This window comes from Streptomyces sp. NPDC008313 (assembly GCF_042956125.1).
Lineage (GTDB): Bacteria > Actinomycetota > Actinomycetes > Streptomycetales > Streptomycetaceae > Streptomyces.
This window is the reverse complement of record NZ_JBIBFR010000001.1, coordinates 384,408-407,397: the sequence shown is the minus strand read 5'-3', so window position 1 is coordinate 407,397 and position 22,990 is coordinate 384,408. Positions and strand designations below refer to the sequence as shown.

16 protein-coding genes are annotated in these 22,990 nt (G+C 73.4%); 9 read left to right on the top strand and 7 right to left on the bottom strand.

The genetic code is table 11. From position 1 onward, the window contains the following. The first annotated feature begins 83 nt into the window (after positions 1-83). The gene (locus ACFY93_RS01850; RefSeq protein WP_391352693.1) at positions 84-1,376 is read left to right on the top strand and encodes a PspC domain-containing protein; all 1,293 of its coding nucleotides are present in this window, start codon (positions 84-86) and stop codon (positions 1,374-1,376) included. After that, positions 1,373-2,164 carry a LuxR C-terminal-related transcriptional regulator gene (locus ACFY93_RS01845; protein ID WP_391352691.1) on the top strand — a complete coding sequence of 264 codons (792 nt, stop codon included), beginning with the start codon at positions 1,373-1,375 and terminating at the stop codon, positions 2,162-2,164. Before ACFY93_RS01850 ends, ACFY93_RS01845 begins: the two co-directional genes overlap by 4 nt. A gap of 190 nt (positions 2,165-2,354) precedes the next feature. Here the strand turns inward: ACFY93_RS01845 and ACFY93_RS01840 are convergent, their stop codons facing one another. Beyond that, on the bottom strand, positions 2,355-2,987 hold the full coding sequence (locus tag ACFY93_RS01840) for a hypothetical protein (RefSeq protein ID WP_391352689.1): 633 nt from the start codon (positions 2,985-2,987) through the stop codon (positions 2,355-2,357). 142 nt (positions 2,988-3,129) lie between these two features. Continuing rightward, on the bottom strand, positions 3,130-4,185 hold the full coding sequence (locus ACFY93_RS01835) for an NlpC/P60 family protein (protein WP_391352687.1): 1,056 nt from the start codon (positions 4,183-4,185) through the stop codon (positions 3,130-3,132). A 459-nt stretch (positions 4,186-4,644) separates the two neighbouring features. Here ACFY93_RS01835 and ACFY93_RS01830 point away from each other — a divergent pair, with 459 nt between their 5' ends. After that, positions 4,645-4,998: a hypothetical protein gene (locus ACFY93_RS01830; RefSeq protein WP_391352685.1), complete on the top strand. Its 354-nt coding sequence runs from the start codon at positions 4,645-4,647 to the stop codon at positions 4,996-4,998. 110 nt (positions 4,999-5,108) lie between these two features. On the opposite strand, the gene ACFY93_RS01825 is transcribed toward ACFY93_RS01830, so the two are convergent. Continuing rightward, positions 5,109-6,272 (bottom strand): NlpC/P60 family protein, encoded by a 1,164-nt coding sequence (locus tag ACFY93_RS01825; protein ID WP_391352684.1) that lies wholly within the window; start codon positions 6,270-6,272, stop codon positions 5,109-5,111. 471 nt (positions 6,273-6,743) lie between these two features. Here ACFY93_RS01825 and pcrA point away from each other — a divergent pair, with 471 nt between their 5' ends. Then, positions 6,744-9,299: a DNA helicase PcrA gene (pcrA, locus tag ACFY93_RS01820; protein ID WP_391352682.1), complete on the top strand. Its 2,556-nt coding sequence runs from the start codon at positions 6,744-6,746 to the stop codon at positions 9,297-9,299. Between the two features lie 78 nt (positions 9,300-9,377). Here the strand turns inward: pcrA and ACFY93_RS01815 are convergent, their stop codons facing one another. Both ACFY93_RS01815 and ACFY93_RS01810 read right to left on the bottom strand, forming a co-directional pair. After that, positions 9,378-11,084, bottom strand: a complete 1,707-nt coding sequence (locus ACFY93_RS01815; RefSeq protein ID WP_391352680.1) for a peptidoglycan DD-metalloendopeptidase family protein — start codon at positions 11,082-11,084, stop codon at positions 9,378-9,380. Positions 11,085-11,303: 219 nt separating this feature from the next. Then, positions 11,304-12,164: an alpha/beta fold hydrolase gene (locus ACFY93_RS01810; RefSeq protein ID WP_391352678.1), complete on the bottom strand. Its 861-nt coding sequence runs from the start codon at positions 12,162-12,164 to the stop codon at positions 11,304-11,306. Positions 12,165-12,600: 436 nt separating this feature from the next. Between ACFY93_RS01810 and ACFY93_RS01805 the strand changes: the two genes are divergently transcribed. After that, positions 12,601-13,017: a cobalamin-dependent protein gene (locus tag ACFY93_RS01805; RefSeq protein WP_391352676.1), complete on the top strand. Its 417-nt coding sequence runs from the start codon at positions 12,601-12,603 to the stop codon at positions 13,015-13,017. A gap of 176 nt (positions 13,018-13,193) precedes the next feature. Here ACFY93_RS01805 and ACFY93_RS01800 read toward each other — a convergent pair whose 3' ends face one another. Together ACFY93_RS01800 and ACFY93_RS01795 are read right to left on the bottom strand one after the other, a co-directional pair. Then, a complete protein-coding gene (locus ACFY93_RS01800) occupies positions 13,194-14,867 on the bottom strand; it encodes a DUF5691 domain-containing protein (protein WP_391352674.1) in 1,674 nt (557 codons plus the stop codon). Positions 14,868-15,004: 137 nt separating this feature from the next. Next, complete coding sequence (locus ACFY93_RS01795; RefSeq protein ID WP_391352672.1) at positions 15,005-16,354, bottom strand: SWIM zinc finger family protein; 1,350 nt, start codon at positions 16,352-16,354, stop codon at positions 15,005-15,007. A gap of 141 nt (positions 16,355-16,495) precedes the next feature. Between ACFY93_RS01795 and ACFY93_RS01790 the strand changes: the two genes are divergently transcribed. From ACFY93_RS01790 to ACFY93_RS01775, 4 genes are all read left to right on the top strand, one after another. Beyond that, positions 16,496-17,719 carry an AAA family ATPase gene (locus tag ACFY93_RS01790; protein WP_391352961.1) on the top strand — a complete coding sequence of 408 codons (1,224 nt, stop codon included), beginning with the start codon at positions 16,496-16,498 and terminating at the stop codon, positions 17,717-17,719. Further along, the gene (locus tag ACFY93_RS01785) at positions 17,716-20,190 is read left to right on the top strand and encodes a DUF5682 family protein (protein ID WP_391352670.1); all 2,475 of its coding nucleotides are present in this window, start codon (positions 17,716-17,718) and stop codon (positions 20,188-20,190) included. Before ACFY93_RS01790 ends, ACFY93_RS01785 begins: the two co-directional genes overlap by 4 nt. Beyond that, positions 20,187-21,341, top strand: a complete 1,155-nt coding sequence (locus ACFY93_RS01780) for a VWA domain-containing protein (RefSeq protein ID WP_391352668.1) — start codon at positions 20,187-20,189, stop codon at positions 21,339-21,341. Before ACFY93_RS01785 ends, ACFY93_RS01780 begins: the two co-directional genes overlap by 4 nt. 219 nt (positions 21,342-21,560) lie before the next feature. After that, positions 21,561-22,697 (top strand): hypothetical protein, encoded by a 1,137-nt coding sequence (locus tag ACFY93_RS01775; protein ID WP_391352666.1) that lies wholly within the window; start codon positions 21,561-21,563, stop codon positions 22,695-22,697. Positions 22,698-22,990 lie beyond the last annotated feature (293 nt).

The following is a 22,990-nucleotide window of genomic DNA, read 5'->3' as shown; positions in this document are numbered from 1 at the left end:
AACGGCGCTCCGGCGGAAGATCAGGGGAGTCTCGGGGGCCGACCCTGATGCCCGTGTCGGCCGGGCGTGTGAATATCGATGCCATGCCGGAAGCCGCGACTGCGCCCCTCGACGACCCGCGGCCCCCACGCAAGCTCTACCGCAGCAGCGACGGACGCTGGCTGGGGGGCGTGTCGCGGGGGCTCGCCGGACATCTCGGGCTGCCCGTGATCTGGGTGCGGCTCGTGTTCGCCGGCCTGCTCATGGCCGACGGGCTCGGCGCGTTGCTGTACGCGGCGTTCTGGTTCTTCGTCCCGCTCGGTGTCGGAGGCGTCGGCGCCGGACGGCCCGCCCCCGCCGTCCACACGGAGACGGCGCCCGACGGCCGCCGCAGACTCGTCGCCCGCAAGCCGGACAAGGGGCAGATCGTCGCCCTGCTGCTCATGGTCGTCGTGGCCCTGGTCTTCGTCGGCAATGTGAACCTCGGCGGGGGGACCAAGGCCTATCTCTGGCCGACCGTCCTCGTCGGCGCGGGCGTCGCCCTGGTCTGGCGTCAGGCGGACAACGCGCGGCGGGCCCGCTGGATGGAGGTGGGCCGCCGCAGGCGCACCCTCACCCTGCTGCGCTCGGCCGCGGGAGTCCTGCTGGTCACCGCGGGCGTCTCCGGGATATTCGTGCTGCAGGGCTCCGCCGCCCACCTCGCATCGGTCCTGCAGGCCGCGCTCGCCGTGCTCGTCGGCATAGCCCTGCTCGCCGGTCCTTATCTCGTGCGCATGACGCAGGACCTCTCCGAGGAGCGGTTGATGCGTATCCGCGCCCAGGAGCGGGCGGAGGTCGCCGCACACGTCCACGACTCGGTGCTGCACACGCTCACCCTGATCCAGCGCAACGCGGAGAACGCGGGCGAGGTCCGGCGTCTGGCCCGCGCCCAGGAGCGCGACCTGCGCGCCTGGCTCTACAACCCGGAGGGCACGGGCAAGGAGGAGGACGACGAGCCCACCACCCTCGCCGAGGCGGTCCGGCGCAACGCCGCGGAGGTCGAGGACAAGCACGGTGTCCCCCTGGAGGTCGTGGTCGTCGGCGACTGCCCCCTCGACGACGGCCTGACCGCGCAGATGCAGGCCGCGAGGGAAGCGATGGTGAACGCCGCCAAGTACGGTGGCGACGGCGGCGCGGTACAGGTCTTCGCCGAAGTCGAGGGCAGAACGGTCTTCGTGTCCGTTCGCGACCGCGGTCCCGGTTTCGACATCGACGCGATACCCGCCGACCGTATGGGCGTCAGAGAATCGATCATCGGCCGCATGGAGCGAAACGGCGGCGCGGCGCGGCTGCGCGCGGTGCCGGACGGCGGCACGGAGGTCGAGCTGGAGATGGAGAGGGCGGAGACGACGTCATGAGCGACGAGAACGGGCCGGTGGAGACCGGCGGTTCGACCGGGGCGACCGGTTCGACCGGGGCGACGGGGGCGGCCGGTCCCGCCGGGGCGTCCGACGGGGGCGCGGCCCTCGCGGGCGGTGGGGCCGGGCGTCATGTGCGGGTCGTGCTCGTCGACGACCACCGCATGTTCCGTACGGGGGTGCAGGCCGAGATCGGGGAGACCGCGCGCACCGGTGTCGAGGTGATCGGCGAGGCCGCCGACGTCGACCAGGCGGTCGCCGTCATCACCGCCACCCGGCCCGAGGTCGTCCTCCTCGACGTCCACCTCCCGGGCGGCGGCGGCGTGGAAGTCCTGCGCCGCTGCGCCCCGTTGATGGCAGACGCCGAGCAGCCGGTCCGCTTCCTCGCGCTGTCCGTGTCGGACGCGGCCGAGGACGTGATCGGCGTCATCCGCGGCGGAGCCCGGGGCTATGTCACCAAGACGATCACCGGTACCGACCTCGTGGACTCCGTCTTCCGGGTCCAGGACGGCGACGCCGTCTTCTCGCCGCGCCTGGCGGGGTTCGTGCTCGACGCGTTCGCCTCGACGGACGCCCCGCCCGTCGACGAGGACCTCGACCGGCTCACGCAGCGCGAGCGCGAGGTCCTGCGCCTCATCGCCCGCGGGTACGCGTACAAGGAGATCGCCAAGCAGCTGTACATCTCCGTCAAGACGGTCGAGTCCCACGTGTCGGCGGTTCTGCGCAAGCTCCAGCTGTCCAACCGTCACGAGCTGACCCGCTGGGCGACGGCCCGCAGGCTGGTGTGAGGGCCGGCGGAGCGCGTAGGTGACGTCTGGTCCGGCCCGCCGGGGCGGGGCCGGGCCGGACGTGGTGCGCCCGCGGGCCCGCGAGGGTGACGGCACGGAGCCGGCCGGTCCCGTCCTCGGGCGCCGACGGGGCCCGCCACACGCTGACGCTCCGGACCGCCCGCGCCGTGCCGCACGAGGAGCACGCCGCCTACCGGTGCTGCGGCACCGGCACCGGTCCCAGGGCCCGCAGCGCCCAGCGGTAGTGACGTACGGCCTTCGTGACCCCGATCAGACCGGTGATCCACAGGATCAGGCCGATGCCCAGTCCCAGGGCCACGTCGCTGTACCGGTCCCGGCCTGGCTCGGCGCCGGCGGTCGCCGCGAGGGCGGCCCATACGCCGATCGCGCCCACGGCGAACGAGGAGAGCAGCCAGAACAGGCTCAGGCCGGGGGAGCGGAGCCGGGCGTCGGCCGGTGGATCACGGTCGAGCGCCAGCCAGGCGTCGCGCAGTCCCCGCATGTCACGCTCGCGCCGGACGGCGAGGACGACGGCGATGACGGAGGGCGAGAGGGCGGCGAGACCGAGAACCGCGAAGACCGGCCCGAGGATGATCCCGGTGGGGTCCTGCTGCTCGATCTGCTGCAACGGCAGGACCAACAGCGCCCATCCGACGATCGCCGCGACCGCCAGCAGCCACAGCAGCAGCACCCGGTGCACCCCGAGACTCCGTCTGCGCAGTTCCTCCAGCGCCCGGTAGCGGTCCGCCAGCAGTGCCGCTCTGTTTGGCCAGGTCCTCAGATACGGAGGAGGAGGGGGTGGCGGCAGTGAGGAGCGGGGCATCGGGACCTTCTCGGACGGCGACGGCGGACCGGGACCGGCTCTGGCGGCCCGCGCCGACGCTACCGCGAACGTGCGCATGCCATAACCGGGCCTCCGCCACCCCGCCACCTCCGCCGCCCCGGCCGGCTCCGTCCGCCGGTCCTCACGTCACGCGCGTGGCCCCCGCGAACGGCATCTCGTCGACCGGCGCGAGCCGCACCGGAGCCGAGGGGTTAGGGGCGTGGATCATCCGGCCACCGCCGACGTAGATGCCGACGTGGCTGATCCCCGAGTAGAAGAAGACCAGGTCACCGGGGGCGAGTTCGGAACGGGAGACCCGTCGGCCCGCACCGATCTGCGCGTACGTGGTCCGGGGCAGCGAGACGCCCGCCGAACGGTACGCGGCCTGGGACAGCCCCGAGCAGTCGAAGGCGTCGGGGCCGGTCGCGCCCCAGACGTAGGGGCTGCCGAGCTTCTCGTACGCGTAGGCGACGGCGGCCGCCGCCCGGGCGTTCGGGGCCGTGGCAGTGGCAGTGGCGGAGGGGACCGGACCCCGGCCGGTGTCCCGTGACGCGCGCCCCGCCCCGCCGTCCCCGAGCCGCGCCCGCTGCCCGTCCGTGAGCCCGGACAGCAGCCGACGGGCCTCGCCCAGCTTCCCGTTGACCGTCCTTCGGTGCCGCCGCAGCTCCGCCTGGCGGGACTTCAGCGCGGACAGCTCGACGCGTGCGGTCCCGCGCAGCTGCTCGATCCCGCGCAGCTGCCCCCGTACCCGGGACACGGCCGCCGCCTGTCTGCTGCCCGCCCGCTCGGCCACGGCCGCGCCCTCCAGGAAGCGGTCGGGGTCGGCGGAGAGCACCAGCCGCACCGCCGGGTCGATCCCGCCCTCGCGGTACTGCGCCGCCGCCAGCGAACCCAGCGTGTCCCGCGTGTCGTTGAGCCGCTCCGTCCTGCGCGCCGCCTCGTCGCGCAGCGAGTCCAGATGCTTCTCCGCCGTGTCGGCCTTCTCCTTGGCACCGTTGTACTTCTCGGTGGCGACCTCGGCCTGCTGGTACAGCGCGTCGACCCGGGCCCGCACCTGGGCCGGTGACAGCGGTGGCTCGGCGTGCGCCGTCCCGCCGAGACCGGTCGCCGTCGCCGCTCCCGCGAGGGCGAACGACGCGGCGGTGCGGGCGGTGCTGCCACCGAGCGGTCGCCGCCCGGCCTTGCGGTGCGCTGCCACGAGGGCCCACTCCTTCCTGGGGGAACGGTCCGGAGATCGTTCCGCGGAACAGTCCGTGCGTCCGCCCAGGCCGCCAGGAGCGGTGACGCGTCCGGCGGCGGCCCCGCACAGGGGGGAGCGGGCCGCCGCCGGACCCTTCTCGGCGGAGGCGACCGGCTGCCGCCCCCGCCGGAGCGGCGAGGGTGGTGGGGTGCCGGTCACCTGGTCCAGGACGCTAGGCCGCACGGTCACGGGGCGGCGACGCGATGTACGGAACTGACGGGACCCGGCCGCCGGATGACCGGGTACGACCGCGGTTCCGGCGAGACGGCGACGGCTTCGTTCGGCGCGATGACCGATATGCCGGTTCTTGGGTGTCCGGGGCGCGCCCGCTGCTACGGAGTACCCGAGGTGAGGGTGTCGCGGAGTCGGCGGAGGCGCCCGAAGCCGCCGCGAAGGCCCCGGATAGGCTCCGGTCCCATGGACGTACTCATCCATCTCTTCGTCGGCCTGCACATCATCGGCATCGCCGCGCTCCTCGGCGGCTTTCTCACCCAGATGAAGGCGATGGGCCGGGGCACGGCACGATTCGTCCCCGGAATGCTGCACGGCGCGCTGACCATGCTCGTCACCGGCGTCGCCCTGGTCGGACTGAACCAGGCCCAGGACTACCCGATCGACAACGTCAAGATCGGCGTCAAGCTCGCCCTCCTGATCGTCATCCTCGGGCTCGTCTACGTGAAGCGCGACGAGGAGAAGGTGGACAAGAGCGTGTTCGGCCTGGTCGGGCTGCTGACCACGGCCAACATCTTCATCGCGCTGCTCTGGACCTGACGGGCCCGCCCGCGCCGGGCGGACCTCGTGTCACCTGAACCGGCCTGAACCGGCCTGAACCAGCCTGAACCGGCCGGTCTCGCGTCAGGCGGGCGCGGCCGGTTCCGGCGTCACGCCGGCCGCACCACACTGTGGATCGGCATCGTGTCGCCCGCGTAGTGGATCGACTCCTCGCGCACGTACGCACCCGGCTTCGGGGCGTGGATCATCAGGCCGTTGCCGATGTACAGGCCCACGTGGCTGATGTCGTCGTAGAAGAAGACCAGGTCACCGGGCTGTATGTCGGAGACGGAGACCGTCGTCCCCGCGTTCACCTGGTCCCAGGTGGTGCGCGGCAGGGTGACGCCGGCGGACTTCCAGGCCGCCAGGGTGAGTCCGGAGCAGTCGTACGACTCCGGACCGGTCGCGCCCCACACGTACGGCTTGCCGACCTGGGCGCGGGCGAACGCGACGGCCTTCGCGGCCTTGGTGGCGTACGAGGAGTCAGCGGTGGAGCCCGAGGACGACGATCCCGATGTCCCGGACGAGCCCGGCTCCTGCTGGGCCTCCTCGCGCTTCTTCTCCTCGGCGGCCTGCTGCCGGGCCAGCTCCTCCGCCTGGCGCTTCGCCTCAGCCCGCTTCTTCTCCTCGATGGCCGCCAGCCGCTTCTTCTCCTCGGCGGTCAGGTCGGAGAGCAGTTCACGGGCCTGGGACAGCTTCGCCTGGACGTCCGCCTTGCTCGACTTCAGCGCGCTCTGCGAGTCGGTCAGCGTCTGCAGGCTCTCCGACGCCTCCCGGCGCTTCTTCGTCGTCTCGGCCTGCTCGGTGATGTAGTCGTCGACCGCCGACTTCTGGCGGCTGGTGAGCCGGCCCATCAGCTGGTTCTGGTCGAAGTAGTCCTGCGGGTCGTCGGCCAGCAGGAGCGTCGCGGTGCTGGGGGCGGCGGCTCCGGTCCGGTACTGGGCGGCCGCGAACGAGCCGAGTTCGTCGCGCGCGTCGTTGAGTTTCCCGGTGCGCTTGGCCACGTCGTCGAGGAGGGTGTCGACGTGCTCGCGCTGCTGGGAGGTCTTCTCCTTGGCCGCGTTGTACTTCTCCGTGGCGGTCTCGGCCTGGTGGTAGAGGGCGTCCACCTTCTTCTGGACTTCCTCCAGGCTCGGCCGGGGCCGGGCCTGGGGCGCGGCGGTCGCCGTCTGGGACAACAGGGCCACGGAGGTGAGGGCGGCCGTCGCGAGGGCGGGGGTCCGTATGCCTGCGACGCGCGCACCCGAGGGGTGCGCTCTGCGGTGCGACGCCAAGAGAGGCGACTCCTTCCGTACACCGCCTACCGAGTTGCGATGGGGGCACCTCCCAGGCCGTTCAGGCTCCGGGGGAGGGTTCGGGCGGAGATCCGGAAGGTTTGCCCTACGGCCGTCGCGCCCGCGAGGGCGGTCGGCCGATTCACCCCAAGGTCGGTCGGGTCCCCGGCTCCGGCTGCCGTGCGGCGCACCGGACTCGGCGGAAGCCGCACGGCCCGGCGATGTTCGCCGGTGGAGGTCGGACGGCCCGCCCGCACGCTAGCCAATTCGTGCGGTCCCTGTGAAGGTCGGTGCGTGATATGCCCGATACATTTTCGTGACCTCGGCCGGTCGCGGACGATTTGATCGCCCTGCGTGACCCGGGCGGCGCAGGTCGTGAGCGGTCGGCGTGCGGCCGCGGGCCCGGGGAATCCCGCGAGGTTTCCGGGGTGGCCACGGGGTGTCAGTGGGGGCGCCTAGACTCGGAGAGCGATGAGCAGCCTCTTTGACGACAGCTTCCTGGCGGACCTCAAGCCCTCGAGGGCGCACGAGGGACCGCCTCCGCCGCCCGAGGACGAAGCCCCGGAGCCGCTTCCGGACGACCTGTTCGGCGGCCGCTTCGACGTGCCGCCGGCCCGGGACACCCACTACCGCGACGGTGCCCCGCGCCCCGTGGTGGACCCTGCGGCGCTCCTGGACGGGCTGAACGAGAACCAGCGGGCCGCCGTCGTGCACTCCGGCTCCCCGCTGCTCATCGTGGCCGGGGCAGGTTCCGGCAAGACCCGTGTGCTCACGCACCGCATCGCGCACCTGCTCGGCGACCGCGGCGTCCACCCCGGCCAGATCCTCGCGATCACCTTCACGAACAAGGCCGCCGGGGAGATGAAGGAGCGCGTCGAGCAGCTCGTCGGCCCGCGCGCCCACGCGATGTGGGTGATGACCTTCCACAGCGCGTGCGTGCGGATCCTGCGCCGCGAGTCCAAGAGGCTCGGCTTCACCTCGTCGTTCTCGATCTACGACGCCGCCGACTCCAAGCGCCTCATGGCGCTGGTCTGCCGTGACCTGGACCTCGACCCGAAGCGCTTCCCGCCGAAGTCCTTCAGCGCCAAGATCAGCAACCTGAAGAACGAGCTGATCGACGAGGAGGACTTCGCCGCCCAGGTCGCCGGGAGCGCCTCCCAGACGGAATCCGGGGGAGGGTTCGAGAAGACGCTCGCCCAGGCGTACGCCATGTACCAGTCGCGGCTGCGCGAGGCGAACGCGCTGGACTTCGACGACCTGATCATGACCACGGTCAACCTGCTGCGCGCCTTCCCGGACGTCGCCGAGCACTACCGCCGCCGCTTCCGGCACGTCCTGGTCGACGAGTACCAGGACACCAACCACGCCCAGTACGCCCTGGTCCGCGAGCTGGTCGGCACCCCCTCGGAGCGCCCCGTCGACGTGCCGCCCGAGGCCGAGGTGCCGCCCGCCGAGCTGTGCGTCGTGGGCGACGCCGACCAGTCGATCTACGCCTTCCGCGGCGCGACGATCCGCAACATCCTCCAGTTCGAGGAGGACTACCCGGACGCGACGACGATCCTGCTGGAGCAGAACTACCGCTCCACGCAGACCATCCTCAGCGCGGCCAACGCGGTCATCGAGCGCAACGAGTCGCGCCGCCCCAAGAACCTGTGGACCAACGCGGGCGCCGGTTCGAACATCACGGGCTACGTCGCCGACACCGAGCACGACGAGGCGCAGTTCGTCGCCGACGAGATAGACCGTCTCACCGACGCGGGCGACGCCAAGGCCGGGGACGTCGCCGTCTTCTACCGGACGAACGCCCAGTCCCGTGTCTTCGAAGAGGTCTTCATCCGCGTCGGCCTGCCGTACAAGGTCGTCGGCGGCGTCCGCTTCTACGAGCGCAAGGAGGTCCGGGACGTCCTCGCCTACCTGCGGGTGCTCTCCAACCCGGAGGACTCCGTCCCGCTGCGCCGCATCCTGAACGTGCCCAAGCGCGGGATCGGCGACCGCGCCGAGGCGATGATCGACGCGCTCGCGCAGCGCGAGAAGATCAGCTTCGCGCAGGCGCTGCGCCGGGTCGACGAGGCGTACGGCATGGCGGCCCGGTCCACGAACGCGGTCAAGCGGTTCAACACGCTGATGGAGGACCTGCGGACGATCGCCGAGTCGGGCGCGGGCCCGGCCACGGTCCTGGAGGCGGTCCTCGAACGCACCGGCTACCTCGCCGAGCTGCAGGCCTCGACCGATCCGCAGGACGAGACACGCATCGAGAACCTCCAGGAACTCGCCGCCGTCGCCCTGGAGTTCGAGCAGGAGACCGGCGAGACCGGCGCGGGCGGCGCGGGTGAGGACACCGGCGAGGGGGCGGGCGTCGCGCCGCCGGGCGGGCTCTCCGACTTCCTGGAGCGGGTCGCGCTCGTCGCGGACTCCGACCAGATCCCCGACGAGGAGGACGGCAACGGCGTCATCACCCTGATGACCCTGCACACCGCCAAGGGCCTGGAGTTCCCGGTCGTCTTCCTGACCGGCATGGAGGACGGCGTCTTCCCGCACATGCGGGCCCTCGGGCAGACCAAGGAGCTGGAGGAGGAGCGGCGTCTCGCGTACGTGGGCATCACCCGCGCGCGGGAACGGCTCTATCTGACCCGGTCCTCGATGCGCAGCGCGTGGGGGCAGCCCTCGTACAACCCGCCGTCCCGTTTCCTGGAGGAGATCCCGGACACCCATGTGCGGTGGAAGCGGACGGGCTCGATGCCCTCGCAGGCGTCCGGTCCGGTTTCGGGCATCGCCGCCTCCCTGTCGTCCTCCCGCTCCCGTTCGGCGGCCTCGGGTGCGTCCGGTTTCGCGACGCGCCGGGGCGGAGCGGTCGAGCGGCCCGTGGTCGCGCTGGCCGTCGGCGACCGCGTCACCCACGACCAGTTCGGCCTCGGCACGGTCGTCGGGGTGAAGGGCACCGGAGCGAACACGGAGGCGACGATCGACTTCGGCGACCCGAAGCCGAAGCGGCTGCTGCTGCGGTACGCGCCGGTGGAGAAGCTCTGAGCGGGCGGGAGCGCTGACGCGTCGGTCCCCTCGCGCACAGCGTGGCGGGGGACCGTGCGGCCGGCCGGCCGGGAGTCGTCAGGTGGGGTCGAGTCCGTGGCTGCGCAGCCACGGCAGCGGGTCGATCGCCGAACCGCCGGCCGGGCGCACCTCGAAGTGCAGGTGCGGCCCGGTGGAGTTGCCGGATTTCCCGGAGAACGCGATGGGCTCACCGGCCTTCACCGTGGTGCCCGAGGGGACCTTGTAGCTGGAGAGGTGGCAGTACCAGGTCTCCGTGCCGTCCTTGGCGGTGATGATCGCCATGTTCCCGTACGCGGAGTTGAACTGCGTCCGCACGGTCCCGTCGGTCGCGGCCATCACCGTCGTACCGTACGAGACCGGGAAGTCGATGCCGGTGTGCACGGACATCCAGTTGACGCCCGACTGGCCGTAGTAGGCGCTGAGGCCGTGGCGCGTCACGGGGAGCGCGAACTTCGGGCGCAGCCGCTCCTTGCGCGCCGCCTCTTCGGCGGCCTGCTTCTTCTCGGCCGCCTGTTCTGCCTTGAGGTCGATGCGCTCCTGGGTGCGGCTCGCGCGGTCGGCGAAGTCGTCGGCGCCGGCGGAGAGGCTCTCGAGCTGGGTGTCCAGCTTGTTGTTGGCGGCGGACGGTTTCACCGAACTGGGGTCCACGGCGCTGGCCGAGGTCTCCTTGCCGTTGTCCCCGCCGACCACACCGACGGACGCGGCGGCGATACCGGCGACCCCCATCACACAGGCGGAGGGCACGGCGACGGTCAGCAGGGCGGAACGTTTCGCGGGCGCGCGGCGCCGGGAACGGGACGCGGAACGGGAGGCCGCGCGGGTCGGGGCGGGGGTGATCTCCTCCACGCCGTCGAGCAGCACGGCGCCGGGCTCACCGGCGGTGAAGCCGTCTTCGCGGCCGGTCTCTTCGGAGTCGGCCCGGTCGTGGGCGACCTGGTCGAAGGTGGCGGTCGCCAGTTGGTCGAAGGGCACCGGCTCCGGTTCGGACTCGGAAGCCGGCTCGGCGGTGTTCCACTGCGTTGCGTCGTACGCGCCGGTGTCGCCGGCCTGGGGGAGCGTGCCCCACTGCTGTGTCCGGTCCGGCTCGGCGGCCCCGTCCTCCCCGGGGGCGAGCCACGCGCTCGCGTCCCACTGGCCGGTCTCGGGGCTCGGGTGCTGCGCCGGGATGTCGGCGAGCTGCTGGTAGCCGGTCGCCCAACTCGTCGTCTCGTAGTGCCCGGTGTCGTAGGCCGCCTGATGCTGGGCCGCGTACGGGTCGGGCTGCGCGGTCTGGAGACTGCCGGTGCCCCACTGGGTCGCGTCGTAGGTGCCCGTGGTGTCGTACGAACCGGTGGTGTCGTACGAGCCGGTTGCGTCGTAGGAACCGGTTGCGTCGTAGGAACCGGTGGTGCCGTAGGAACCGGTGGTGTCGTACGCGCCGGCCTCGGCGTACGCCCCGGTGTCACCGTACAAACTCGCCCCCGTGCCCGGCAGGTTGCCGTAGAGCGGGTCGGCGCCGTAACCCTGATTGTCGTAGTTCTGCGCCTCGTAGGTCTGCGCCTCGAAAGTCTGGGTACCGAAGGACTGTCCCGGGAAGACCTGGGTGCCGTCGGGCGGGGTGCCGAGGTGCGCGGTCGCGTAGACACCCGTGGCGGCATAGCCGTCGTAGGCGGTGAAGTCGCCGTACTGGGCTTCCTGTCCGCCGTACGACGCATAGGGCGCCTGGGCGGCATCGGAAGCCGGGGCCGGGGACGTCTCGGTCCCCGACGGGTGACGGTCGTTCACCAACTTCTCTTTCGCCTCGACAACAGGGGCTGGCAGAGCAGTGCGGTGACTGTACCCGGCGGTACGTGGGCGCGACAATCTTCGGCAGGTTTCACGCCTGCGGGAAAAGGGCATTCGGCCGTGTTTCGGGGAACTGCGGGCGCGACCTTGGCCCTGCGTTCGATGATTGTTCGAATAGCTGAGGGGCTCAGGAGCTCGTTGTGGCCGGGTGGTGGGCGTCTAACCCGCCCGGCCGGGCAGGGCGTCGCGTGCGACGTCGGCCTGCGTCTCGCTTTCGAGCGCCTGGCGTATGCCGGCCGCCACCGCCGGATGGACCGGCAGCGCGAGATGGCCGATACCGCTCACCCGCACGCTGTGCCCGAGGAGGTCGGGATGGTCCAGACGGGCGGTCTCCAGCGGGTCCATCACATGATCGAGGTCGCTCCAGAAGCTCACGAAGTACGTACGGCAGCCGGGCGCGGGCAGGGCCAGCTCCCTCAGAACCTCCGAACCCGGCCGCATCTGGCGCACGATCGGGTGGGCGTTCAGCAGCGGCACCACCCGGGTTCCGGCGTGCGGGGTCCCCAGGGTGACGAGTGTGCGCACATGGGTGTCGCCGCCGAGACGCTGCACGTAGTAGCGGGCGATCAGTCCGCCGAGGCTGTGTCCGACGACGTCCACGCGGTCGTGGCCGGTGCGCTCACAGATCTCCTCGATGTGCCGGCCGAGCAGCTCGGCGGCGGTGCGGATGTCGCAGGTCAGCGGCGAGTAGTTCAGAGACTCGACCTGCTGCCTGCCGTGCTGGGCCAGTGAGCGGCGCAGCAGCAAGAAGACCGACCGGTTGTCGATGAACCCGTGCAGCAGGACGACGGGAGGTCTGGCCGCGGTGGGCAGTGCTGCCGTCCCGTCCCCCGGGGGCTCGGCCCGGCCGCCGGGGCGCCGCTCCTGGGCGATGCCCGAGGGGTAGAGGAACAGGTGCCCGGCGAGGATCGCGACCTCCAGGGCCGTCGCCTTCAAGAGCGCCACCGACAGGCCCGCCAGTCTGCGCGGAACGAGGCTCTGGCGGAACGGAAGAAGGAATCCTGCCCGGGTGACCTTCATGGCCGACCTCCCGTCGGCACGCGTGAGGACGGCTGCGTCCCCGTGTGCCCTCTGCGGAGAGCCGTGGCGGTGGCCGGTGAGACGCCCGCGGCGGGTGGGGTGCCGGTGGGCGCTACGGGGCCGCGACCGCGGCGGTGACGAACGGTGCCGTCGTCACTACGGTGAGCACTTCTCGCCACCTTTCAACGGCTCTTCTCGCGCACGTTGTCCTGGCCGCGGTCCGTACGCCGCGTCGGTGCGAACGTGTCCCACCGTGTGATTTCCCCCTCGGTCTCCACCGCGAAACTGCCGGTTGCGGGATCCTGGCGATAACGTTCGTTCACTTACCGGGCGCAGACCCGGGGGCCGTGCCCGCCGGGCACGTCCGGCGCGACGAGTGGCGGAATGTGCGATACGTGTCGGTACGGGATGGTGTAGTCGGTTCATGGAGGCAGTGATGGGTGTGGCAGCCGGTCCGATCCGCGTGGTGGTGGCCAAGCCGGGGCTCGACGGCCACGATCGCGGGGCGAAGGTGATCGCGCGGGCGCTCCGCGACGCCGGTATGGAGGTCATCTACACCGGCTTGCATCAGACGCCGGAGCAGATCGTCGACACCGCGATCCAGGAGGACGCCGACGCGATCGGGCTCTCGATCCTGTCCGGCGCCCACAACACGCTGTTCGCGGCGGTGATAGAGCTGCTCAAGGAGCGCGACGCCGAGGACATCAAGGTCTTCGGGGGCGGCATCATCCCCGAGGCCGACATCGCCCCGCTCAAGGAGAAGGGCGTCGCGGAGATCTTCACCCCGGGTGCCACCACGGCGTCCATCGTCGACTGGGTGAACGCGAACGTCCGCCAGCCGGCCGAGGCGTAACTCCTCCGCATCCGGCGGGGCGCCGGACAGCCCCCGGCGCCCGTGGGCGGAGCGGGTCCCACCGGTGCGGCGGGGCCCGGTGGAGCAGCGCGCCGCGTCCCGTGCGGGGGCGGCCGCCGGTCCCCGAGGGGCACCGTCGGTCGGCGAGAGGCACGCGGCGAGACGGCGCGGGCGTCTCACGGGGGTGTGAGTTCCGCCTGGATGGCGGCGCGCAGACGCAAGGTGGTGACGAGGCGCTGGAACGCCTCGGACCAGTACCCTCCGGCCCCCGGTGACGCGTCCTCCGACTCGTCGGGCACGGCCGTGAGCGTGTCCAGCCGTACCGCCTCCGCGGGGTCCAGGCACCGCTCCGCGAGGCCCATCACCCCGCTGAAGCTCCACGGATAGCTGCCCGCGTCCCGTGCGATGTCGAGCGCGTCCACCACGGCACGCCCCAGCGGCCCCGCCCACGGCACCGCGCACACCCCGAGCAGCTGGAACGCCTCGGACAGCCCGTGCGTGGCGATGAACCCCGCCACCCACTCGGCCCGCTCGACGGAGCCCAGCGTGCCCAGCAGCTTCGCCCGCTCGGCCAGTGACACCGCCCCCGGCCCGCCCGCCTCGGGGGCGGACGGTATGCCCAGCAGCGCCCGCGCCCACCCCGGGTCGCGCTGCCGTACCGCCGCCCGGCACCAGGCCGCGTGCAGCTCGCCCCGCCAGTCGTCGGCCACCGGCAGGGCCACGATCTCCTCCGGCGTACGCCCTCCGAGCCGCCGGGGCCATGCCGCGAGCGGCGCCGCCTCGACCAGCTTGCCCAGCCACCACGACCGCGCGCCCCGGCCCGCCGGGGCCTTGGGCACCACCCCGTCCCGCTCCATGCCGGCGTCGCACTCGTGCGGCGCCTCGACCATGATCGTCGGCGTGCCGCGCGTGTGGTCGACGGCCACGCAGGATCCCGCGCGGTCCGCCATCCGCCCGGCCAGTGCCGAGTCCGGCAGCGCGGACAGCAACTCCGCCGCCGTGGAGCGCACGTTGCGGCTCCGGTCGGTGAGCGCCCGCTCCAGGAACGGCTCGTCCGCAGCGCACAGCCCCGTCCGCAGCGAGTCGAGGAACATCAGCCGGTCCTCGGCGCGCTCCGTCCCCCAGGTCGCCGCGAGCAGCTCGCGTGCCGCTCCCGGGTCGCGCGCTCGCAGGGAGGAGAGCAGTGCCACGCGCTCCGCGAACAGCCCCTCCTGCCACAGCCGCCGCACGCGCTCCGCGTCTCCCGGCGCCGGCAGGGCCGCCCCGCCGCCCGGCGTGGCGCGCAGCGCGAACCGCCAGTCCGGGTTGAGGCGCGCCAGCCACAGGGCACGCGGGCCGCCGAAGGCCAGCGCGGCGGGGCGCAGGTCCGTACGCCCCCGGGCCGCGTCGAGGAGCGCCGGCAGCGATTCGGGGGGCGGCGCGAACCCGTGCGCGTTCGCCGTGGCCAGCCACTGCGGCAGCAGCTCCATGAGGTCCGGTGCGGTGCCCCGGCGGCCTCCGCCTCCCGCGCCGGGCCGGTTCGCCAGGAGTGTCGTGAGCCGGCGCGCGGCGGCGGGCGGCAGCGCCGGGCGGGCGTCCCGCGCGGCGGGCTCCGGCAGTGCCGCCGCGGGAGCCGGCCGCAGGCCCGCCCTCCGCCGTACGGTCTGCACGGCGGCCGCGTCCAGCAGGGCGACCGGGGCCTCGCGGCCCGCCGCGTCCCCCGGTGGCGTACGCCGGTCGGTGCCGAGCAGCGCGGCGGTGACGAGCTCCTCCCAGGATCCCGCGCCGTCCGTGTCCACGGCCTCCGCGGCTTCCCCGGCCACGGCGTTCACGGCTCTCCCGCGAGCCGGTGCGGTCGAAGCGCTGGTCATCGCGGCTCCTCTCCTTCCCGTTCCCTCTGGTCCCTCTGGTCCCTCTGGTCCGGTTCGCCGGTCATCCGTGCGGGGCGGGTCCGCGGACGGGGCGCCGGTGCCGGCGTGGACCGCAACGGGCCGGGCGGGCCGTGCCGTCAGCACAGGGCGACCGCCTCTCCCGTGTCCGCCGTCCAGGCCGTCAGCGGAGTGAAGCCCTGGTGGCCGCACTCCCCGAAGACCGTGACCGGGGTGCCGCCGGACAGCGCGACCAGGCGCCACAGGCCGGACCGGCCGCACGCCGACGGGGTGAGCGGCAGCGCCAGGCCACCGTCCGCGTCCGCCACTTGCCAGCCGTCACCGTCCGGCGTCGGTATCACTCCGGCCAGCGTCACCGGGCACGCGTCGAGCCAAGGGTCCTCCCGCAGCGCGTCCCCGTACCGGGCGGCCGCCTGCGACGTGGTCACGCCCGCCGGCCGTACCGTCGAGGGTGCCGGTGCCGTGAACCGCTCGCCGAGCGCCGCTCTGAGCCGCCCGGCGCCCGGGTATGCCGACAGTTCGGCCTCGAAGGCCAGCCCCACCGGCAGCGTCAGCTCCGGCGCACGCCCCGCCGCCCCGTAGGAGAGGAGCAGCGCGACGCGCCCCGACTCCACGCCGTACAACCAGATCCTGCGCGTGGTGAGGCGGCTGTCCGTCGTGTCGTACTGGGCGAGGACCAGCCAGTCGTCGCGCTCGGGCGGGCCGTCCGCCGGGGCGGGCAACCCGACCCGTGAACGGACCGTCGCGGCGAGTCCTTCCGGCAGCGCGGCACGGCGCAGCCAGCCCTGGTCGAGGAGGTGCACCAGCGCGCACTCCTCCAGCAGCCGCACCGGCCAGCCCGGCCCGGAGCCTGGGACGGCCCCCAACTCCCGCACCCGGGACGCCAGTCCGGGCGCCTGGGCGTCGACCATCCGGGCCGCCGTCTCCTCCCACAGCCCGTATCCCGCCTGCTCCGCCGAGGCCAGCCCGCCGCGCAGCAGGTCGGTCAGCCGCTGCTCCAGCTCGGTCGCCCCGGCGGTGACGCGCTCGGCCCGCCGCTCCGCCCTGCGCCGCGCCGCCTCCGGATCGGCGGCGGGGGAACCGGGCGCGTCCCCCGTCCGTTCCCGCGGGGCGCGCGCCCCGCGCCCCGCGAGCCACTGCTCCGCCCATTCCGGCGCCGGCCCCGCCGGGACGGCGCCGTCGTCGCCGGCCCAGAGCAGCAGCAGCCCCAGAGCGTGCTTGCAGGGGAACTTGCGACTCGGACAACTGCACTTGTAGGCGGGGCCCGCGGAGCCCGAGATGTCGACGACCGTCCGATACGGCTTTCCGCCGCTGCCCTTGCACAGCCCCCACACCGCCCCCTCGTCGCCCCTGCCCGCCTCCGACCACGGCCCGGCCACGCCGAGCCTGCTTCCCGCCGTGCGCGACGCCGCGTCAGGCGCCAGTGCCAGCACCTGATCCGCGGTCCAGCGCACCCCCTGCTGAGTCATGGTCCCGACGGTAGGTCCCACCACTGACAATCGGTCACCCAGCGTACGAACGTGCAGGTCAGAGGTGATTGTCAGTGGCGTGGTGCACGGTGGAACCAGATCCGAACCGGCCGAGCTGGAGGGGGACCCTTAGCCATGTCCGTGTCTGCCGAACCCACGTCCACCACCCCGACATCCACCAACGCGGCGTCCACCGCCCCGACGGCCACCGGCATGACGTCCACCGATACGAACGGGGCCGGAGGCCGGGCCGTTCCCGCGCTCGCGAAGGGTCCGGGCGAGGCGGGCGAGACGCTGCGGCCGCACGCCGAGGACGCCTTCGCCGCCGAACTCGCCGCGCTCGCCGCCCACGACGACCGGCCCCGCCCCGTCCGCTGGCGGCTGTCACCGTGGGCCGTGGCGACCTACCTCCAGGGCGGCACCCTGCCGGACGGCACGGTGATCACACCGAAGTACGTGGGCCCGCGGCGCATCGTCGAGGTCGCCGTCACCACGCTCGCCACCGACCGCGCCCTGCTCCTGCTGGGTGTCCCCGGCACCGCGAAGACCTGGGTCTCCGAGCACCTGGCCGCCGCGGTCAGCGGCGACTCGACGGTCCTCGTGCAGGGCACGGCCGGCACCCCGGAGGAGGCGATCCGGTACGGGTGGAACTACGCGCGACTGCTCGCCCACGGTCCCAGCCACGACGCGCTCGTGCCCAGCCCCGTCATGCGGGCCATGGCCGAGGGGATGACGGCCCGGGTGGAGGAGTTGACGCGTATCCCCGCCGACGTGCAGGACACGCTCATCACCATTCTGTCGGAGAAGACCCTGCCGATACCGGAGCTGGGGTCGGAGGTGCAGGCGGTCCGCGGCTTCAACCTCATCGCGACCGCCAACGACCGCGACCGGGGGGTCAACGAACTCTCCAGCGCCCTGCGCCGCCGCTTCAACACGGTGGTGCTGCCCCTGCCGGAGAGTGCCGACGCCGAGGTCGACATCGTCTCGCGCCGCGTCGACCAGATCGGCCGCTCCCTCGACCTGCCCGCGGTGCCCGACGGCGCCGACGAGATCCGCCGGGTCGTCACCGTCTTCCGCGAGCTGCGCGACGGCATCACCTCCGACGGCCGCACGAAGCTCAAGTCGCCCAGCGGCACGCTGTCCACCGCCGAGGCGATCTCCGTCGTGACCAACGGCCTGGCTCTCGCCGCCCACTTCGGTGACGGCGTCCTGCGTGCGAGTGACGTCGCCGCCGGCATTCTCGGCGCCGTCGTCCGCGACCCGGCGGCCGACCGTGTCGTGTGGCAGGAGTACCTGGAGGCGGTCGTCCGGGAGCGGGACGGCTGGAAGGACTTCTACCGGGCCTGCCGGGAGGTCAGCGCATGACGGCATCCCGTACCAGGGAGGGCGGACCGCTGCTCCTCGGCGTGCGGCACCACGGGCCCGGTTCCGCGAGGGCCGTGCGAGCCGCCCTGGACGCGGCCCGCCCGGCAGCCGTGCTGATCGAGGGTCCCCCGGAGGCCGACGCGCTGATCCCCCTCGCCGCGGACGAGGACATGCGGCCGCCCGTCGCGCTGCTTGCGCATGCCGTGGACGAGCCCGGCCGCTCGGCCTTCTGGCCGTTCGCCGAGTTCTCACCGGAGTGGGTGGCGATCCGCTGGGCCCTGAGCCACGACGTCCCCGCCCGCTTCATCGACCTTCCGGCCACCCACACGCTCGTATGGCAGCAGGACGAGAAGGAGGAGGACGGGAAGGAGGAGAAGGACGACAGGGGGCAGGAGGGGCGGGGGGACGTCGGCGCGGGGCCCGGGCCGGAGGGCGCTGCCGCGGTGGACGCCGTCCGGGTGGACCCCCTCGCGGTGCTCGCGGAGACCGCCGGGCACGACGACCCCGAGCGGTGGTGGGAGGACGTGGTCGAACACCGGGGCGCGGGAGGCGACCCGTTCGTGCCGTTCACCGTGCTGGGCGAGGCGATGACCGCGCTGCGCGAGGCGTACGGGGCCGGGGGAGACGACCGGGACCTGGTGCGCGAGGCGCACATGCGGCTGAGGCTGCGAGCGGCGCGGCGGGAGTTCGGGGACGACGTGGCCGTGGTGTGCGGGGCGTGGCACGTGCCCGCGCTGCGGCAGAGGGCCACCGTCGCCGCCGACCGGGCCCTGCTCAAGGGGCTGCCGAAGGTGAAGGCCGAGATGACCTGGGTGCCGTGGACGCACCGCCGGCTCTCCCGGGCCAGTGGATACGGCGCGGGCATCCACTCGCCCGGTTGGTACGGGCACCTGTTCGGCGCCCCCGACCGCCCCGTCGAGCGCTGGATGACGAAGGTGGCGGGGCTGCTGCGGGACGAGGGCAGAGCCGTCTCGTCCGCGCACGTCATCGAGGCGGTCCGGCTGGCCGGCACACTCGCCGCGATGCGCGGCCGCCCGCTCCCCGGGCTGGCCGAGACCACCGACGCCGTACGGGCCGTGATGTGCGACGGATCGGACGTGCCGCTGTCCCTCGTGCACGAACGGCTCGTCGTCGGCGACGTGCTGGGGGAGGTCCCCGAGGACGCGCCCGCCGTACCGCTGCAGCGTGACCTCGCACGCCTCCAGCGCGGACTCAGGCTCAGACCCGAGGCGTCGGAGCGCGAGCTGGAGCTCGACCTGCGCAAGGAGACCGACGCCGGACGCAGCGGACTGCTGCACCGGCTGCGGCTCCTGGGCGTCGACTGGGGCCTGCCCGCCGTCTCGCGCGGCAGCACCGGCACCTTCCGGGAGACCTGGCGGCTGCGCTGGGAGCCCGAGCTGTCCGTGCGGGTCGCCGAGGCCGGGGTCTGGGGCACCACCGTGCTCGCCGCCGCGACGGCCAGGGCCGAGGCCGACGCGGTCATGGCTCCTTCCCTGGCCGACGTCACGGCGCTCGCCGAGCGGTGCCTGCTCGCCGGACTCCCGGACGCGCTGCCCGTCGTGATGCGTGTCCTCGCCGACCGGGCCGCCCTGGACGCCGACGTCGGCCACCTCGCGCAGGCGCTGCCCGCGCTGGTCCGCTCCCTGCGCTACGGCGACGTGCGCGGCACGGACACGCACGCGCTGACGGACGTCGCGGCCGGACTCGCCGAGCGGATCTTCGTCGGTCTGCCACCGGCCTGCGCGGCCCTCGACGCCGATGCGGCCGAGGAGATGCGCGCCCATGTCGACGCGGTCCACACGGCCGTCGGGCTGCTGGGTGAACCTCAGGCACAGCGGCAACGGCCCCGGCCGGCCGCCGCGCCGGGGCACGGGCAGGCTCCGTCGGCCCCTGCCGCCACCGAGGGGATGCGAGACCGCTGGCACGCCGTGCTGACGGTGCTCTCCGGACGGGACAGCGTCCCCGGAGTCGTCCGGGGACGGTCCGTGCGGCTGCTGCTCGACGACGGCCGACTGGCGCACGACGAGGCCGCGCGGCTGATGGGACTCGTCCTGTCCCCGGGGACGGCGCCGGGGGACGCCGCCGCGTGGATCGAGGGATTCGTCGGGGGAGGCGCCGGGGGCGGGATGCTGCTCGTGCACGACGAGCGGCTGCTCGGGCTCGTGGACGCGTGGCTGACCGGGGTGCCGGCGGAGGCGTTCACCGACGTACTGCCGCTGCTGCGGCGCACGTTCTCGGCGTACGAGCCGGGGGTGCGCAGAACGCTCGGGGAACTGGTGCGGCGCGGCCCGAAAACGCGGGCGGACGGCGGCTCACCCGTCGCCACCGGCATCCCCGGCTTCGGCCCCGCACTCGACACCGGGCGCGCGGATGCCGTCCTTCCGGCGCTGCGCCTGCTGCTGGGCCTGGACCGGCCCGCGCCCGAAGCGGACCCGGCCGACGACAACGACCTTGTGGGGGCGACGCGATGACCGCATCGACGGCCGACGAGAGACTGCGGCGCTGGCGGCTCGTCCTCGGCGGTGACCCGGCGGACGGGACCGGGTGCGCGCTCACCGGCCAGGACGCGGCGATGGACGGAGCGCTCACCGCGCTGTACGGAAAGGGCGGCACACCGCGCACCGGACGCGACCGGTCGGCGGGGCTCGGGGCGTCCGCCCCGTCCGTGGCCCGGTGGCTCGGCGACATCCGCACGTACTTCCCGTCCTCCGTCGTCCAGGTCATGCAACGCGACGCCATCGACCGGCTCGGCCTCTCCGCCCTGCTGCTCGAACCGGAGATGCTGGAGGCGGTGGAGGCCGACGTCCACCTCGTCGGCACGCTGCTCTCGCTCAACAAGGTGATGCCGGAGACGACCAAGGAGACCGCGCGCGCCGTCGTGCGCAAGGTCGTCGAGGACCTGGAGAAGCGGCTCGCGAGCCGGACGCGGGCCGCACTGACCGGCGCGCTCGACCGCAGCGCCCGCATCAGCAGACCCCGCCACCACGACATCGACTGGAACCGCACCATCGCGGCCAACCTGAAGCACTACCTGCCCGAGTACCGGACCGTCGTCCCGGAGCGGCTGATCGGGTACGGGCGCGCCTCGCGGTCCGTGAAGAAGGAAGTCGTCCTTTGCATCGACCAGTCGGGGTCGATGGCGGCGTCGGTCGTCTACGCCTCGGTGTTCGGTGCCGTGCTCGCCTCCATGCGGTCCCTGTCCACCCGGCTCGTCGTCTTCGACACGGCGGTCGTCGACCTCACCGACCAGCTCGACGATCCGGTCGACGTCCTCTTCGGCACCCAGCTCGGCGGCGGCACGGACATCAACAGGGCGCTCGCGCACTGCCAGTCCCGGATCACCCGGCCCACCGAGACCGTCGTGGTGCTCATCAGCGACCTCTACGAGGGAGGCATACGCGACGAGATGCTCAAGCGGGTCGCGGCGATGAAGGCGTCGGGGGTGCAGTTCGTGACGCTGCTCGCCCTGTCCGACGAAGGGACGCCCGCGTACGACAGGGAGCACGCGGCGGCTCTCGCGGCTCTCGGCGCACCGGCCTTCGCCTGTACGCCCGACCTCTTCCCCGAGGTGATGGCGGCGGCGATCGAGAAGCGGCCGCTGCCGATACCGGACACCGCCTGAGGACAGCCGAAAATCCGGACATGATTACCCATCGGTAACAGGGGGCTTGCGCAACCTCGGGAGTCCCGTGCGAGGATCGGGCCGTCTTCTTCACAGCCTTCATACGGTGCGCGCGTTTCCCCCTCGTACCGACCCGTTCCGCACGGGAGGACCCTCCCCGTCTTGGCCCCGTCAGCCGTCCTGTCAGCCGCCCCGTCCGGTGCCGGCGCCGCTCCGCGCGTGACGCGCGCGGAGTCGCTCCGCCGTGCGCTGCGGGTGGTGCTGTTCGTGGGCGGCCTGTTCGCCCTCGGGCTGTTCTGCGGCGGACAGGCGTACGCGGCGGACGCGAAGTCGGCGCCCCCGGGGGCGGTCGTCCCACAGGTCGTCAGGGACACGGCCGGACTCGACGTCGGCGACGCCGTCACGGACGTCGTGCGCCGAGTGGTCCGGCCCGCCGCACAGGACCCGGTCGAGCCCCGGCCGTCCCGTCCGGCCCCAACGTCCGCCCGCACGACGGCACACCCCGCCGGGGCTGCCGGGGATGCCGTACGAGAGAAGGACGCTCGCAAGCGTGCCGTGCGGACGGGCGGCGTACAGGGCGGCGTACGGGGCGGTGCGGCACGGCGGGTCACCGATCGCGTCGTCGAACCGGTCGCCCGCGATCCGCGTCCGGTCGGCCACCACCTCCTGTCTCCGGCGGAGGACCATCTCGTACGTCCGGTCGCCGACGGCCTTGTACGTCCGGTCACCGGCGGCCTCGTGCGTCCGGTCGGTGATCTCGTGGAGACGGTGACCGGCGAGCCGGCCGGAACGGCGGTACGGCTGCCCGCGCTCGACGAGTTGCCGGTGCTCAGCGACCTGCCCGTACTCGGTGATCTGCCCCTGCTCGGTGATCTGCCCGTGGTCGATGGGCTGCCCCGACCCCCGGATTCGGATTCTCTTCCCTCTCTTCCCTCTCTTCCCTCCCGCCCCTCCCTCCCGGGGCTGCCCGGCGGAGACGCCACGGACCCGGAGTACGCCACGTCCGGCACGTCCGGCAGCGACAGCGACGCGGGGGAGGATGCTGCGGCTGCGTACGGGCCCGAGCGTGGCGACGGCGGTTCGCCGCTCGTGCGGACGCCGCCCCGGGGCCGTGCCCCAGGGGCCACCGGTACCGGAGCCGGGCAGCCGCCCGCGCACCGGGCGCCCGGCGGAGACCCCACCGGCGAACTGGGCGGACAGTCGGCCGTCGACAGTGGCGCCCCGCGCCACGGCGACCCGCAGGGCGTCACCCCGCACCACCCCCTGCCGCCGCGGCTCGTGCCCGGCGCCGCCGCGGTCGCCCCCGCGGGCGAGACCCGGGACAGCCACCGGGACGTCCCCGAATTCCCCGGCTAGCGCACCGACCCTCTGCCCTCGCGTCCCCACAGGTCATGTCCACGGACAAGTCCCGCAGGACGGCCCGAGGGCGAGGGGGCAGGGCACAGGTCTGCCCGCTGTCCACGGACCGCTGACCGCTGACCGCTGTCCGTGAACCCGCCGAGCCGCTCCCTCCGTAGCGCGCTCCCGTCTCCCGGACGCCGCGGTCACCGAAGCGACCAGACCGAGCAGACCAGAAAAGACCAGATCTCCCAGATCTCCGCGGGGCCGCGAACCCGGACGGTCGAAAACCGTCGGTTCCGTCCGGCCGG